Here is a 14,616-nt window from a genome sequence, read left to right on the forward strand (position 1 = left end):
GTAAGGAGGGTCGGCCCAAAAGAAGTCTGATGTCCCTACGGGCGGATCAGGTCGATCTCGAGGCGAGTTCCTGTAGAACTAAGGGGGCTCGGAACCGAGCGGCGGACATGAACGCACTCACCGCAACGCTCCTTCAGACCGAACCGGCGTTACCGATGGACGTCGTTGGCTGGGGTACGTTAGTGCTGGCGCTGGTCGTCGTCCTCGTCTGGCTCGCGTACCTGTATCGCTAAGCATCTCCCGAGACGGTTTCCGATCGTTCCCGTAACCACGCCGTGGCCCGTTCGACGCTCGTCTCGTCGGTGCTTTCGATGGCGATCCGAACGAACTCCCCCGGATAGCTGCCGACGGAGACGTCGAACTCCGCACGGAGCCGTTCGACCCGGTCGAGCAGCGCGCTTTCGGGTTCGTCGATGACGACCACCTCACGGTGTGTCGGCGTCCCCGAAAACTCGGATTCCACCGTCTCGAACATCGCTCGCATTTCGCTGGGGACGCCGGGGAGAACGTAAACACCCTCGAGTACCGCACCAGGTGCGACCCCGACGTCGTTGTGAAGCGCCCGCGCACCTGCGGGAAGATCAGCCGTCCCGTCCGTCAGATCGTCGTTCGAGTACCCCTCCTGTTCGAGCCAGACGAGTGCGCCGTCGTGTTCCTCGAGTGATCGTCCGAGAGCGGCGGCGACTCCCTCCATCGTGACGTCGTCGTGAGTCGGTCCGAGCCCGCCGGTGACGATCACGGCGTCGTATTCGGCGCGATACTCGTTGACTACGCGGGCGATGTCCCCGATTCGGTCGGGGAGTGTCGTAATCCGGTCGACGGAGACGCCACGGTCCGTGAGTCGTTCACAGAGCCAGGTGGCGTTCGTATCCGTCGTCCGTCCCGCGAGCAGTTCGTCACCGACCGTTACGACAGCCGCGTTCATACGCCCCGTTTGTACCCCGCGTTCATAGGTATCTCGTCCGCCGGTCGTTGCCCGGGACGTGGATCGAACTGAATACCGGGCGGACGGCTGATACGGTCTGTTATGCTTCGGTACCGGTGATCGCTGCCAGGTCCGAGCCATCACCGGTAAAACGTTATAACGGTCCGTACGACGCAATCTCTGATCACGACTGTTCAGTACTGATGAGACTCACGACAACCGCAAGATTCAATTCTGATAATTGGGAACAGTGCAACGATGTCTCATCCGGACACAACCCCCACCGAGTCGGCTGGCATTCTTTCCGCACTCGGAAGCAAGTACAGTGCAGAGATACTCTGTGCTGCAGGAACCCCGAAATCGGCGCAGGCACTGAGCGACGACATCGAGATTCCGATCGCGACCTGCTATCGACGAATCGAAGAACTCGTCGACGCGGGCCTGTTGAGTTGTGAGGGACGGCAACTTTCCGAAGAGGGTCGTCGAACGAACATCTACCGGCGAACCCTCGACGAGCTCGAGGTCGATTTTGCGGACACGCGGCCACGGTTCTCTCGGAAACGACGCACCGAAGCCAAAAATCAACTCCAAGACCAACTCGAGGACTGATACGGCCTGTTATGATTCGTTACCGGTGATCGCTACCCCGTCCGAGCGAACACCGTAAAACGTTATAACGAACCGTACGGTTGCTCGACAGCCAGTGCATCGACAGCACAGTATTTCGTTCCTGCCTTCGATATCCCCGTCAGTACCGACCAACGGGGATCACGTAGAGTTAAGTATTCTCGAGAGAATATCTTGGTATGGCCACAGACTTCTCTGAAGATGGTGTGGATGTGTCCACCGATTCTCAGACAGCCGGGCTGCCAGTAGCAGGAACACGGCGTGTCCTGCACATCGGTCGCGACCGACCAATACGGGTCAGTGCTGGCCATCGGATTCTCCATCACGACGGCAAGTGTTCGCGACCGCACGGACACAACTACGAACTGACCGTCACCATCGCCGGAACCCTAACCGACGAGGGGTGGGTCGTCGACAAGAGCGAGGTCACGGAGGTCATCGACCAGTGGGACCACATGTTCTTGCTCGAGCGAGGAGACCCACTCATCGAGGCGTTTTCTGCGGCGGGTGACGAGGACGCGCTCGTCGTCCTCGAGCACCCGCCCACGGCGGAGGTGATGAGCCTCGTCCTCGAGGATCGCCTCGAGTCGGAACTCCCCGGGAACGTCTCTGAGGTGGCCGTGACGGTCAGCGAGACGAGCGAACTTTGTGGGGGGAGCGATCGCTGAGATGCCGGTATCGGAGACGACCGATCGGAAGGCCGTCGCGGGCCTCGACGGGACCGCGTCCGAAAGCGACCGAGATGACGCTACGACAGATCCCAACGGGCTCCCGATCAACGAGTTGTTCTACTCGCTCCAGGGCGAGGGTCGCCTGGCTGGAACGCCATCGGTGTTCGTCCGAACGAGCGGCTGCAACCTTCGGTGTTGGTTCTGTGATTCTTATCACACCTCCTGGGAGCCGACCCATGCCTGGCTCGAGCTGAGCGAAATCGTAGCCGAGATCGAAACCTACGACGCCGACCACGTCGTTCTGACCGGCGGTGAACCACTCCTTCACGAGCGAAGCGCCGATCTCCTCGACGAACTTGCCAGCCGCGACTATCACACGACAGTCGAGACGAACGGAACGATCTACCGGGATGGGCCGATCGATCTCGTTTCGATCAGCCCAAAACTCGAATCCAGTACGCCGACTCCGGAGCGCTCCCCGTCGGACGAGGACGATACTAGCTGGGAGCGCCGTCACGAAGCCGATCGGATCGATCTCGAGTCGTTCACCGCGCTCATCGAGGACACCGAGTTTCAACTCAAGTTCGTCGTCACCGACGACGGTGACCTCCCGGAGATTCTGTCCGTGATAGCGGAACTTCGGGACGCTGCCGACGTTCCGATCCGTGACGATGACGTCCTCCTGATGCCCGAGGGTGCGACGCGCGAACGGCTCGCGGAAACGCGCGGACGGGTCGCAGAACTCGCGATGGAGTACGGCTTCCGATATACACCGCGTCTGCACGTCGATCTCTGGAACGACGCGCCCGAAACGTAATTCGATACAGACCCGAACACACCATGACGATAGACGAAAACACTGACAGCGATACCGGAACCGACGATCCGGTCGAACCCGCCCTCGAGTTCGCGGCCGAACCGACCGACGGACGCGCCGTTGTCCTCCTGTCGGGCGGCATGGACAGCGCGACCGCCGCCTACGCCGCCCGCGACCGCGGGTACGAACTCTGTTGCTTGCACACCACCTACGGCCAGCGGACGGAAGACCGAGAGCACGACTGCGCCCGGAAACTCGCGAGCGAGCTCACAGCCTCCGATTTCCTGCGGATCGAGACCGACCATCTTGCAGAAATCGGTGCCTCGAGTCTCACCGACGACGGGATGGCACTCGAAGACGCCGATACGGAACGCGACGAGATTCCGTCTTCGTACGTCCCCTTTCGGAACGCGAACCTGCTCTCGATGGCCGTCTCTTACGCCGAGGCGACCGACTGTGAGACGGTGGTCATCGGCGCACACAGCGAGGACTTCTCGGGTTATCCCGACTGTCGTCCCCAGTTTTTCGAAGCGTTCGAGCGGCTGGTCGCGGTCGGAACGAAACCCGGAACCGAGATCACGATCGACGCACCGTTCGTCGACTGGTCGAAAACCGAGATAGCGGAGTACGGTATCGACCTCGGGGTTCCGTACGAACACACCTGGAGTTGCTACCGCGAGAACGAACCCGCCTGCGGGACCTGCGATGCGTGTGCGTACCGGCTGCAGGCCTTCCAGCGAATCGGCGTACGCGATCCGATCGCGTACGAGCGTCGACCGTCGTACACCGACGGCTGACGCTGTCGGATGGTGGTGCGGTGGGCGGACGTCTCCGAGACGGACGTCGACACCGATCTTTGTTACTTACGGGACCGAACACTGGTCGACACCAAAAATCGTGCACAACAGTTCCTCGTCGCCGGCATCGTCGTTGCTCGAGAACCCTACCAGGCTCGTTCGAGAACCCCTTCGATCTCCTCCGGGTCCGGGTCGAATCCCGGTGGGGCATTCGCCATGAACGAATCAGCGAGGATCGCTTTCGCGACGGCGGGGAACTCCGCGCGGGCAGGACCGTCGACGTCCCGAAGGCGGGTCGGAAGCCCCAGCGCGTCGCGAACGTCCATCACGCACTCGAGAACCGCTTTCGCCGGATCGGCCGCGTCGTCGACACCCAGTCCGGCCGCGAGCGTCGTCACTCGTGCGTCGACCGCGTCGTCGTCGAAGAGGAACTCGAGAACGTGGGGAACGACGATCGCGTGGGCGGCCCCTTGCTGGACATCGTACGTTCGAGTGAGTCCGTGACCGAAGGAGTGGACGACCGAGAGCGTCGTTTCGCCCGGACGCGAGATGCCGTACTGAACGAGAACGGTGCCCTCGAGCAGCGTTTCGAACGTGCCGATCCCGCGATCGCCGCGGCCGTACGAACGTATCCCGTCCGCGAGCAACCCGATCCCTCGGGAGGCCGTCGCGTCCGTCACCGGCGTCGCGTTGTTCGCATAGACCGTCTCGACTCCCTTGTCGAACCCGTTCATCACCGATCTCGACAGTATCGATTCGGGAGTCGTCGCGACGAGGCTCGGATCGTAGAACGCCGCCGTCGGCATCAGTTCCGGTCCGGAAATCCCGCCGCCGATCTCCTCGTCGACCAGTCCCGACTCGGGCGAGGCGGTGACGCCTGCGACCTGCGAGAGATCCGCCCCGGCAAGCGTCGTCGGAATCGCAACGATCGGAATCAGTCCCTCATCGGGAACGGTAATCGTTCCTCGATCGGAAAACTCCGCGCCGATGTCCGAACGCGAACGTCCGGACGCGGCGAGGGTGCTGAGTACCTTTGCGACGTCGAGGCTGCTCCCGCCACCGAGACTGATCAGAACGTCGACATCCTCCGCGTGGAGGCGCTCGAGTCCGTCGAAGGCGGTTCCGAGACGTTTTTTCGGCGTCGTTTCGTCGAAGACTGTCGCTAACCGGCTTCCCAGACCCGATTTCACCGGATCGATCACGTCTGGTGATCCTCCGACCGTCGATCCACAGACGATCATCGCTCGCTCGAATCCCCGTCGTTCGAGTTCGTCCTCGAGCCCGTCGACGGAATCCGCACCGAATCTGAGCGCGGGTGGCTCGTATTCGAATCTGAACGCTGATGTCCTCTCGTGATCGTCGATTTCCGAATCCGATCTCGTCATGCTCAGCCCTACGAACCGGGTCGTGTTAAAGACACGAACAGCGGCGATTCACTCCCTCGAATCCGGGACTCGAAAATACCAACGAGTATTCACCATCTAATGGTAATAGCTGTTGAGTCAATGACAACTATATGGTCCTTAGACCCGATATAATATCAAAAGTCTAATATTACTCGAAACTGAGCGCGTTTCATCCTGCTCAGAAGCGAGAATATGAACACAAAATATTACGTTTCTGAACGAGGATTGCTGATTGCAGGGGTGCGATGTGCGGTCTTATCTGGAACCTCGAACTCGAAATATTAAAAATATAACAACATAGGTGAAAACGATTTATACTGGGAGTGTAAGTATCCAGTACGACATTCAATAAGGTATCTACAGTATGACTATTAAACAGAGTAACCGCGGCCAAACTCATTTCGACTTTTTGATTGGATTTTCCGTTTTTATCGTTGCAGTCATGCTCGTCTTCGCCTCGGCGCCGCAGTTGATCGCCCCCTTTAGCGAGAGCGATGCGGCGGACCCGCTTCGAGCCGACCGAGTCGCCACCGATCTCGCGGAATCGACGTTCGTCGATACGCCATCCTCGACGCAGATCAATACGACGGCGGCTACGGCGTTCTTCGACGAACCCGACGACGTCCACACTACGGTCGGTCTCGATACCCGAACGCCGCTCAACATCTCTGTCGTCAGCACGGAGTCCGGAGAGCCGCTCTCGAGTAACGGCGTCGAGTACACGTTCGGTGAACCGGTCCCCGAACGAGCGGGGCAGGTCTCCGTCACGCAGCGGGTTCTTCAGGTGGACGACGAATCGTACTGGCTGTCCGTGAGGGTGTGGTAACGATGGCACGAGGACAGATACACGCACTCGAGGGGATTTTGGCCGCGGTGTTGCTCGTGTTGAGCCTCGTCTTCGCACTCCAGGTGTCGGCAGTCACTCCGATGACCGAGAGTACGTCGAGCCAACACATCGAGAATCAACAGCGAGCCGTTGGACAGGGGCTGCTCGAGGCGGCGGCCGAAGACGGATCGCTCAAAACCGCACTGTTGTACTGGGACAACGACGCCGAGACGTACCACGGTTCGAACGAGGATCACCGCTACACCAGCGGTTTGCCGGACGACCTCCGGTTGGGATCCGAGCTTCGGCGGACGATCACCGAGCGGGGAATCGCTTTCAATCTCCACGTCAACTACGTCGACGACGGGGAAATCAGTTCTCGAACGCTCGTTACGCAGGGTGAACCAAGCGACCACGCCGTGACCGTGACCGAGACGGTGACGCTCTTCGAGGACGACACGCTGTTCGATTCCAGCGGTGATCCCACCGACGTAACGCTTCAGGACGCCGAAGAGTTCTACGTTCCGAACGAAGCCGACGGGGCGCTATACAACGTGGTCGAAATCGAGTTGAGACTATGGCGGATGTGAGGGGACGGGATGCGCCCCGGAGAGACGAGGATGGGTCGGTCCACCGCGGACAGCTCCTCCTCGTCATGGGAGTGATGATCGCGCTCACACTCGTGTTCCTCGCCGTCCTATTGAACAGCGTCATCTACGCGGAAAACCTCGGAACACGAGGGAGCGATATCGGCGGCAACGACGCCGTTCAGTTCGAATCGGCGGTTCAGGACGCCGGTGAAGGTTTCGTAACCGCGACAAATCGGGACGCGGACTCTCAGGATCACGACCCCCTCGTCAGTGAGTTCGACGAATCGATAGCGGACTGGGACGACCTGTCGAGATCTCATCTCGTCCGGGACGGACACTACGCTTCGCTTTCGTTCGATCGGACGCCATCCAGCCCGTCGAATGGATCACAGATCCGACAAAGTGAGAGCGGCTCGTTCCAGAACGCCAACGACGAGAGCGCTTGGGCCGTCGTCGAGAACGCCGACGTTCGAAACTACTCGATGACGATCCACGACGTGAGTGACGACTTTCTGCTGTCGGTTTCGACCGCCGACGGGGAGTGGAACCTGACCGTTGGGGACGGAAGCGAGACGACGGTAACTACGGAGAGAGACGGAAACGTCATCGCCGACTGTACGGTGCACGACGAACCGTTCGAGATCGATTTCGTCGCCGGAACGGTCGATGGCGACTACTGTAACGGTGAGCCGGTGACGTTCGCGGGAGATCTCGAGGCACCCTACGGAACGATCGAGTACGCAAACGCCAGCGCGGTCGAAGGGACGTACACGCTGACGGTGAACAGTACCGACCCCCTGTCGTCGAACAGCTTCAACCAACCGGGCGAGGACGAGCCGGTTGCCGTCGCCGGAATCTACGCTGCCGACGTTTCGCTGATGTACGAAACCGAGCGAATCGAGTACGAATCGACCGTCACCGCCGCCCCAAACACTCATTATGGACGATAGAGCACTTTCGACCGCGTTGAGTTACGCCCTCTTGCTCGGCGTTACCGTGATGCTCATGGGTGGTCTCTCGGTGGCCGCCGGCGGATTGCTCGAGTCCCAACACGAACGTGCCGTCGAGGCCGAACTCGACGTGATCGGAGAACGCGTCACAGCGGACCTCCAGACTGCGGACAGACTCACGCACACGGCGGGCGAAACCGAATCCCTCGCCGTTCGCTCTTCGTCACCGCAGCTCGTGAGTGGTGGCCACTATACGATCGACGTCGTCAACGGTGGCGAGGAGACGACGCTCGTGGTCGAGAGCGCGGATGTCGACGTCACCACCGAAACGACCGTCCCGACCACGACGCCGGTCGCAGAGACGACGGTTATCGGGGGGGAACTCGAGATCACGTACGACTCCGAAAGCGACGAGCTGGTGATTGCGAATGGATGACCGTGGAGTAACCGAACTGATCGGGTACTCGATCATCTTCGGTCTGGTGTTGCTGTCGTTCAGCATGCTCTTTCTCGTTGGCACGACGACCGTGAGCGATTCTCGAGACCGAACCCAGATCAACAACGCCGAGGCCGCGTTCGAAATCCTCGCTTCGAACATGGACGATCACGCGAACGATCGGGAGGTCGGCCGAGCAACCGAGATCAGAGTTACGGATGCAGCCCTCTATTTCGGTCCGAGCGAATCGGTCAACGTAACCGTGTCCCCGGACGGATCTGAAGACAACGTGACAGTGTACGATCGGTCCACGGAACCGATCGTCTACGAAACTCAGCAGGGAGAACGTGTCGTGTACTCGAACGGAGCGGTGTTTCGAGAGGACACGGACACCAGCCGAATGGTCCGAGAGCCACAGACGAAAATCGACGAGAATCGAACCGTACTTCCACAGGTTCGGTTTACGAGTACAGAAGGTGGAATCTCGGTCGGCGGATCACAGACCGTCCTCGTCCGAACGGAACGCCTCACGTCGAGATTCGAACAGAACACCACCTCCGATGGCTACGAACTCGAAATCGAGATCACGACCGACGAACGTCGCGGGGACGCCTGGAGGTCGTACTTCGGATCGTACGAACTGCTCGAGTGTGCCGAGAGCGACGTGGTCGAGCAGCCCGACGGGAACGTCGCCGTAACCTGCGAGACGACTGGTCAAATGACGAGTGAAATCTACGTTCCTGAAACGAGACTTCAGGGGGAGATCAACTGAACCGGACGTCGGCCGTGTTCTCCGTGATCTGTAGATACGTCACGAATCCTTCGGCTTCGTAATCGATGTACCCCTCCGACTCGTCGTGATCGACCCGTTGAGCGCCGGATTTGTCTTCCACCGTTAGATCCACGTTCGGTCCGTACGCTTCGATCGTCTCGTTGAACAACGCCCCGAGTTCTCTCTCCGAACCGCTCGCGTTCTGTGCGATCACGTCGCTCGTCAAGTTGATCGTGACCGTTTCCGGGTCCGCACTCTGATTCACTTCGAACGCGTCCTCTGCCGTCCACTCCTCACCGGTTGCATCCGTGATCGTCGTATCGACGCCGCCGTGTCCCTGTCCGTGGACGTTAGCCACCTCCGTTCCGTCGACCTCGAGGCTCCAGTCGAGATTGTTCAGCCCCGAACTCCCGTCGCCGGCCAGCGTGAGCGTGAACTCGTTTATCGGGTCGTCTTCCTGAGCGGCCCGTATCCTGATGTCTCCGCCGTCGCTCAGCGGTGTGAGGCCCTGATCGCCCAGCGTGATTAATTCGACGTTCACCGTTTCGTTTTCGTGGTCGACCGACACGTTCCCTTGCGTTCGGTCCTGGAAGTAGCGCTCCCAGCCGAGGTAGTACTCGCTGTGAACCGTCACCTCGACCGTTCCGTTCTCGATCGGGTTTTGATACACCGTTCCATCGTCGTACGTTCTCGAGCTGTTGGGAAAGATTCGTTCCGTCTCGCTCGTTCGCTGAGCGACGATGTCGGTTTTCCCTGTTCGCTGTCCGTCCCCCGTCACGTTGATTATCGGCAAGGTGAGCGTGCCGTATCGGTAGTGGAATTCGGGCGGGGAGACCATCGTGGTGTGGTCCCCATCGTGCTTCCAGACGCCACCACCCTGGTACGCGATCGTCTCCCCATCGGTGGCGTACGTGATCTCACCGAGCGAGAACGTCTCGTTTCCGATCAACTCGCCAGTATCAGTCCCGGTCCGATTGTAGTGAGTGATCTCCATTCGACCCGCCGTTTCGTTGACGCCGTACGTGCCGCTCTGACCACTGACCGAAACCGTCTGCGCCGTCGACTCTCCGAGCGTCACTTCCGATATCTTCGATCCGACGAGCGAGAGTTCGTTTTCGGCGGCACCGACTTCGGTCGTCTGCTGGTGGCCGTCCACGATCGCCATTCCAGCCAAAAACAACCCCGTCGCTGAAATGATCGAAAATCCCAAAAGCAATACCAGGCCGATGATCTCCGATTGCGAACGCTCGTCCGGATTTGTTTCCGCGATCGAATCCGGGCGTGGGCCACTACTACTCACTGTGCGTGAGTCACAGCACACTGATAAAATAGTATCGGTAATTAGTATGTCATGCAAGTAACCGGACGCACAGATCGCGAAGAGACTGACACGTTAGTCTGACCCATGTGTCAGTGAATCATTAGAATACCGGCTTCCGTCTGCCGGGTCGAGAAGGTCTTTTTATACTGGATTACAAGGCGAATACCCCGACCTACCGTGGTCGGGGATGAAGCCGACAACTCGTGAGACAAACCATTAACTGAACACATATGTAATCAAGAGACAGCGATGGAGTACAGTCACCGCTACCGCGCCTACCCGACAAGTGAGGTAGCGGAGCGACTGGAACATCATCTCGATGTTCATCGCCAACTCTATAATCACGTCCGCTGGGACTACGAGCAAGCCCCAGAGGACGACAAACCGTCCGAGTACGGCCAGAACAACAAACTTCCCGAGTGGAAACGCAGGTGGCCGATATTCGCGGAGCTACACTCGAAAGCCGCCCAGGCCACTGTCGCCCGCTTCCACCACAACCTCACCGTCCTGAGCGAACTCAAAGAGAAAGGATACAGCGTCGGTCGGCTCAAACGGCAAGTACCCATCGACTACCGAAGCGTGACGTACAACCAGAGTGGCTTCGACCTCGATGAAAAGAAGGCCACGACAAGTACGCGTACGTCCGCTTCAGCAAAATTGGCTGGGTGAAAATCAGGTACTCACGCCCGATTCCCGACCACACCACCATCAAAGAAGTCACATTCAAAAAGGAGACGACCGGCGAGTGGTTCGTCTCCTTCGGCCTCGAAACCGACGACGCCAATCTGTCCGAGAAACCCGCTGTAGACTCACTAGATGCGAGCAATAGCGTTGGGATTGATCTCGGTATCCAGAACTACATCCACACCTCGGATGGTAAGACGGTGGATTGGCTCGCCCTCAAAGACGAGTACGAGCGATTGCGCCGAGAGCAACGCAAACTCTCACGGAAAGAACACGGCAGCCGAAACTACGAGAAGCAACGGCTGAAGGTTGCCAAGGCAAAGCGTCGTATCCAGCGGAAGGTGCTGGACTTTCAGCACAAGTTGACGACGTGGCTCGTCAAGGAGTACGATGCCGTGTTCGCGGAAGACCTGAACGTCCAGAGTATGCTTCAGGGCGATGGGAACGCTCGGAATAAGCAGGATGTGGCGTGGCGACAGTTCATCACACTCCTCGAATACAAGGGCGACCTGTACGGGACGCACATCGTTCAGGTAGAAGCGCGAGGTACTACCAAAGAGTGCGCGGCATGTGGCGTGGAGACACCAAAGCCTATCTGGGTCAGGGAACACTCGTGCCCTTTGTGTGGGTTCGAGACAGACAGAGATGCGAATGCGGCGATAAACATCTTACAGCGTGGGTTTTCTAAGTTAGGGCTGGGATGGCCCGAAACAACGCCTGTGGAGACTGTGACCGCTACGGAGGCCGATGACTTTCGAGAGGTGTCTGCAAGTCGCGTCATCGAAACAGGAAGCCTGCCCTCGTGAGAGCAGGATTCCCCGCGCCACCGTGCGCGGGGTAACATTCAACGAAGGTGGCTAGGGCGATCAGGACACTGTGGACCGTCGAATTCCAAACCCGATCCGTCTCTGTCTGCTCTGGATCGGGCTCGCGCTCGCTCGAGTCGGTCTGATCGACCCGGATCGAGCGCGTCGCGTGACGTCGCTCGCCTGGCCCCGAATCGTCACCGGTCTCGCCCGGATGTCAAAGAGCGCCGTCGACGTCGCGATGGTCGGGATCGCCGTCGGCTCGGCGGCCATCGCCGGCGTCGGCTTCGCCGCCCCCTTCTGGGGGCTCGCATTCAGCATCGGCGGCGGCGTTGCGGGCGGTACGATTGCGCTGGTCTCACAGCGCTACGGGGCCGAAACGTTCGATCAACTGGGGCAAGCAGTCCGCTCGAGTACCGTATTGGTGGTCGTCGTCTCACTGCCGATCACTGCGGCGTTCTGGCAGTACTCGGCCGAGCTGATCTCACTCATCAGCGACGATCCGGAGGCGATCGAACTGGGTGCTGCGTACCTTCAGATCGTCGGTCTCGGCGTCCCCTTCGCCGGGCTCAATCTCGTGGGAAGTCGCACGTTCGTCGGGATGGACGACGCCTGGAAGCCGATGATTATCCGGGCGGGGGGAGCCGTCGCCAACATCGCGTTGAACGCCCTCCTCATCTTCGGTCTCGAGATGGGCGTCGTGGGTGCGGCCCTCGGGACCGTGCTGGCGAACGTCGTCGTCACGGCGATGTTCGTCCTCGGGTTGACTGCGGGATGGCTCCCCGGTGTCGGTTCGTTTCCGACCGCCGTCGATCCGTACGGGAGCTACCTCCACGGACGGACGATCTGGGATCTGACGAAGATCGGGCTCCCGGTGTTCGGGACGACGCTGGTCTGGACCGTCGCGGAGTTTCCGATGCTGGCGATCGTCGACCTCTTCGGCCAGGATACGGTCGCCGCCTACGTCATCGTGCGTCGAATCTGGGGACTGATGAACACGCCCAGCTGGGGCTTCGGGCTCGCGGCCTCGAGTTTGGTCGGCCAGGAACTCGGCGTCGGAAACGAAGGCCGTGCAGCGCAGTACGGCCGGGAGATCGTCCGGTTTTCTGTGGCCGTCTACGTCCTCGCGGCCGGGATCGTTTTCGTCTTCGCAGGACCGATCGCGCTCGCGTTCGTCGACGATCCGTCGGAACTATCGATCCCGACGACGGTTTCGCTCATCTACGCCGCCTGCATCGCCGTCGTCCTCCAGGGAGTCTATACGGGTGCCGAAGGCGCACTCAGGGCCAGTGGCGACACTCGCTGGCCGTTTTACAGCCAGTTGCTCGGAATGTTCGGGCTCGCAATCCCACTCGCGTATCTCGGTGCGGCGGGGCTTACGATCCCGGCTCTCGGTCCGATTCCGGGAACGACAGTCACCGTGCCGGGCGTCACGGTTCCGCCGCTCGGACTGGCGGGCCTCGCTCTCGCGTTCCTCGCTGAAACGACCGTGCCGGCGGTCATCAACTACTACCGGTTTTCGACCGGCCGCTGGAAAGCGATCAGTCGAGACTATCGGCCACAGACGGAAACGTCCCCGACCGACGATTGAGACGGACTGCTGTAAGTCGTTACGAGCACAACTGCAACCGTCCGGCGGTCGCACCGGTAAACCGTTACAGCGATCCGTACGATCCCCTGCTCGAGCGGATTTTCCGACCCAGAAAACGCCCGTCCGTTTCTAATACGGTCTTCGACGAATGCTCGATTGGGGGGCGAAACAGGCGCACTGTCCGACGCCGTCTCGGTCCCCACTGCCCAACGAGCGAACCGGACGATGACTGCCCTCGAGGATCGTTCCTCATCACGTCATCCCTCTCCCGACCCGTCCGATTCGCCGCCACCACGCAGTTGGTCGTGCTGTTCGAGCCACGACAGTGGCCATCGACAGCCGTCTTCGCTGTTCGCTTCGGCCCTCATCCGCTGGGTGACCTTTTGGCGCGTTCGGAGATTGGACGAATCTCGAGTAACGATCGGTAAGCTCTCAGACGGCTTGCCGTACCGATCTACCGCCCTATCTACGTCCCGTTCTCGGGTGTGTGGAGACCTGACGTACGACGCGCTGTTTCATACGGATTGCTGTAACGATTTACCGGCGCACCCGCGACCCGGGCAGCGGGTGCGCCGGTAACGACTTACAGTAAACCGTATCAGTGGTGTCCGTACAGCGAGTACATGATCGCGACGAGGCCGAGCAGCCGACTCACGTTCTCGAAAAAGACCGTCACGATACGGGCCGTATCGACGAGCGTGTTGATCCCGACGTTGATCAGGAACGGACACAGGGTGAGCAACAGAAGGCCGATCGAAAGATAGAGCATCGACGGCACGCCGTTCCGCCGGTAGCCGCGATACGCCTGGTAGGCGATGAGCGTTCCGAGGACCGCAACGAGAAAGAGACTACCGACGGTTAACAGTTCGAACAGCGACGCCTCGTCGATTCTGACAATATCGCCGCTCATCGCATTCCCTCCCACATCCTCGTAAACCGATCCGCGACGTCTTCTTCCCGGTAAGTCAACTCGAGGTCGAAGCTCCCCTCCTCGAGCGAGAGTTCGAAACGATCGAGGTTCGCACTGTAGACGCTGTAGTGATTCCCATCCGGTGCGAGTTCGGTTTCTTCGGTGACGAGTCGGGATTCCTCGAGACGCTCGAGTCGCCGGTAAATCGTCGGAAGAGAGGCATCACACCGTTCACTCAAGGTACTGGCAGACATGGGTTCGACGCTCGTATGGGTGAGGATATCCCGTGCGTACTCGTCGTCGAGAATCGCGAGTATTCTCGACAGGTCGATCTCCTCACTCACTTGTAACTGTTCGTTCTGGCATCGGTATCAAAAGCAACCCGGTTTCTCTCAACGAGAAAACGCTCCGGTCAATGACCGTCCCGTTCTACGTCGGTGAATTGAGGAGTCGCACGAGTCGTCACTCGTCGATCTACCGAGGAGCG

The 14,616-nt window shown here is 59.8% G+C and carries 16 protein-coding genes and 1 pseudogene; 12 read left to right on the forward strand and 5 right to left on the reverse strand.

All coding sequences use genetic code 11. The features are described 5' to 3' along the window. Nucleotides 1-29 precede the first annotated feature (29 nt). On the forward strand, nucleotides 30-233 hold the full coding sequence (locus EA462_RS07290) for a hypothetical protein (RefSeq protein ID WP_124177913.1): 204 nt from the start codon (nucleotides 30-32) through the stop codon (nucleotides 231-233). Here the strand turns inward: EA462_RS07290 and EA462_RS07295 are convergent. Next, on the reverse strand, nucleotides 230-925 hold the full coding sequence (locus tag EA462_RS07295) for a competence/damage-inducible protein A (protein WP_124177914.1): 696 nt from the start codon (nucleotides 923-925) through the stop codon (nucleotides 230-232). The two genes, EA462_RS07290 and EA462_RS07295, sit on opposite strands and share 4 nt — an antisense overlap. A gap of 258 nt (nucleotides 926-1,183) precedes the next feature. Here EA462_RS07295 and EA462_RS07300 point away from each other — a divergent pair, with 258 nt between their 5' ends. The 4 genes from EA462_RS07300 to queC all read left to right on the forward strand — a co-directional run bounded on the left by EA462_RS07300 (nucleotide 1,184) and on the right by queC (nucleotide 3,837). Beyond that, a complete protein-coding gene (locus EA462_RS07300) occupies nucleotides 1,184-1,534 on the forward strand; it encodes a winged helix-turn-helix domain-containing protein (RefSeq protein WP_124177915.1) in 351 nt (116 codons plus the stop codon). A 197-nt stretch (nucleotides 1,535-1,731) separates the two neighbouring features. Further along, nucleotides 1,732-2,220, forward strand: a complete 489-nt coding sequence (locus EA462_RS07305; protein WP_124177916.1) for a 6-pyruvoyl trahydropterin synthase family protein — start codon at nucleotides 1,732-1,734, stop codon at nucleotides 2,218-2,220. A gap of 1 nt (nucleotide 2,221) precedes the next feature. Continuing rightward, nucleotides 2,222-3,040, forward strand: a complete 819-nt coding sequence (locus EA462_RS07310; protein ID WP_124177917.1) for a 7-carboxy-7-deazaguanine synthase QueE — start codon at nucleotides 2,222-2,224, stop codon at nucleotides 3,038-3,040. Between the two features lie 23 nt (nucleotides 3,041-3,063). After that, on the forward strand, nucleotides 3,064-3,837 hold the full coding sequence (queC, locus tag EA462_RS07315; RefSeq protein WP_124177918.1) for a 7-cyano-7-deazaguanine synthase QueC: 774 nt from the start codon (nucleotides 3,064-3,066) through the stop codon (nucleotides 3,835-3,837). A gap of 146 nt (nucleotides 3,838-3,983) precedes the next feature. On the opposite strand, the gene EA462_RS07320 is transcribed toward queC, so the two are convergent. Next, nucleotides 3,984-5,222 (reverse strand): iron-containing alcohol dehydrogenase family protein, encoded by a 1,239-nt coding sequence (locus EA462_RS07320; protein WP_124177919.1) that lies wholly within the window; start codon nucleotides 5,220-5,222, stop codon nucleotides 3,984-3,986. Between the two features lie 385 nt (nucleotides 5,223-5,607). Between EA462_RS07320 and EA462_RS07325 the strand changes: the two genes are divergently transcribed. From EA462_RS07325 to EA462_RS07345, 5 genes are read left to right on the forward strand one after another with little or no spacing between them, the layout of a single operon-like run. Next, nucleotides 5,608-6,069 (forward strand): DUF7287 family protein, encoded by a 462-nt coding sequence (locus EA462_RS07325; protein WP_124177920.1) that lies wholly within the window; start codon nucleotides 5,608-5,610, stop codon nucleotides 6,067-6,069. A gap of 2 nt (nucleotides 6,070-6,071) precedes the next feature. Then, the gene (locus tag EA462_RS07330; RefSeq protein WP_124177921.1) at nucleotides 6,072-6,659 is read left to right on the forward strand and encodes a DUF7288 family protein; all 588 of its coding nucleotides are present in this window, start codon (nucleotides 6,072-6,074) and stop codon (nucleotides 6,657-6,659) included. Further along, nucleotides 6,647-7,609 (forward strand): DUF7261 family protein, encoded by a 963-nt coding sequence (locus tag EA462_RS07335; protein WP_124177922.1) that lies wholly within the window; start codon nucleotides 6,647-6,649, stop codon nucleotides 7,607-7,609. The genes EA462_RS07330 and EA462_RS07335 overlap by 13 nt, the downstream gene beginning before the upstream one ends. After that, nucleotides 7,599-8,045 (forward strand): DUF7266 family protein, encoded by a 447-nt coding sequence (locus EA462_RS07340; protein ID WP_124177923.1) that lies wholly within the window; start codon nucleotides 7,599-7,601, stop codon nucleotides 8,043-8,045. The genes EA462_RS07335 and EA462_RS07340 overlap by 11 nt, the downstream gene beginning before the upstream one ends. Beyond that, a complete protein-coding gene (locus EA462_RS07345) occupies nucleotides 8,038-8,817 on the forward strand; it encodes a DUF7289 family protein (RefSeq protein ID WP_124177924.1) in 780 nt (259 codons plus the stop codon). Before EA462_RS07340 ends, EA462_RS07345 begins: the two co-directional genes overlap by 8 nt. Here the strand turns inward: EA462_RS07345 and EA462_RS07350 are convergent. Next, nucleotides 8,810-10,117, reverse strand: a complete 1,308-nt coding sequence (locus EA462_RS07350; RefSeq protein ID WP_124177925.1) for a DUF7289 family protein — start codon at nucleotides 10,115-10,117, stop codon at nucleotides 8,810-8,812. The two genes, EA462_RS07345 and EA462_RS07350, sit on opposite strands and share 8 nt — an antisense overlap. Before the next feature lie 270 nt (nucleotides 10,118-10,387). Between EA462_RS07350 and EA462_RS07355 the strand changes: the two are divergent. Both EA462_RS07355 and EA462_RS07360 read left to right on the forward strand, forming a co-directional pair. Further along, nucleotides 10,388-11,628: pseudogene (locus EA462_RS07355) on the forward strand (RNA-guided endonuclease InsQ/TnpB family protein). Between the two features lie 70 nt (nucleotides 11,629-11,698). Beyond that, entirely contained in the window at nucleotides 11,699-13,219 is a 1,521-nt protein-coding gene (locus EA462_RS07360) for an MATE family efflux transporter (protein WP_124177926.1), read from the forward strand. Nucleotides 13,220-13,817: 598 nt separating this feature from the next. Here the strand turns inward: EA462_RS07360 and EA462_RS07365 are convergent. Both EA462_RS07365 and EA462_RS07370 read right to left on the reverse strand, forming a co-directional pair. Then, nucleotides 13,818-14,129, reverse strand: coding sequence for a DUF7521 family protein (locus tag EA462_RS07365; protein WP_124177927.1), 312 nt, complete (start codon nucleotides 14,127-14,129; stop codon nucleotides 13,818-13,820). Next, a complete protein-coding gene (locus tag EA462_RS07370) occupies nucleotides 14,126-14,473 on the reverse strand; it encodes an ArsR/SmtB family transcription factor (RefSeq protein WP_124177928.1) in 348 nt (115 codons plus the stop codon). The genes EA462_RS07365 and EA462_RS07370 overlap by 4 nt, the downstream gene beginning before the upstream one ends. Between the last annotated feature and the right edge of the window lie 143 nt (nucleotides 14,474-14,616).

The sequence above is a fragment of the Natrarchaeobius halalkaliphilus genome, assembly GCF_003841485.1.
In the GTDB taxonomy this organism is placed as follows: domain Archaea; phylum Halobacteriota; class Halobacteria; order Halobacteriales; family Natrialbaceae; genus Natrarchaeobius; species Natrarchaeobius halalkaliphilus.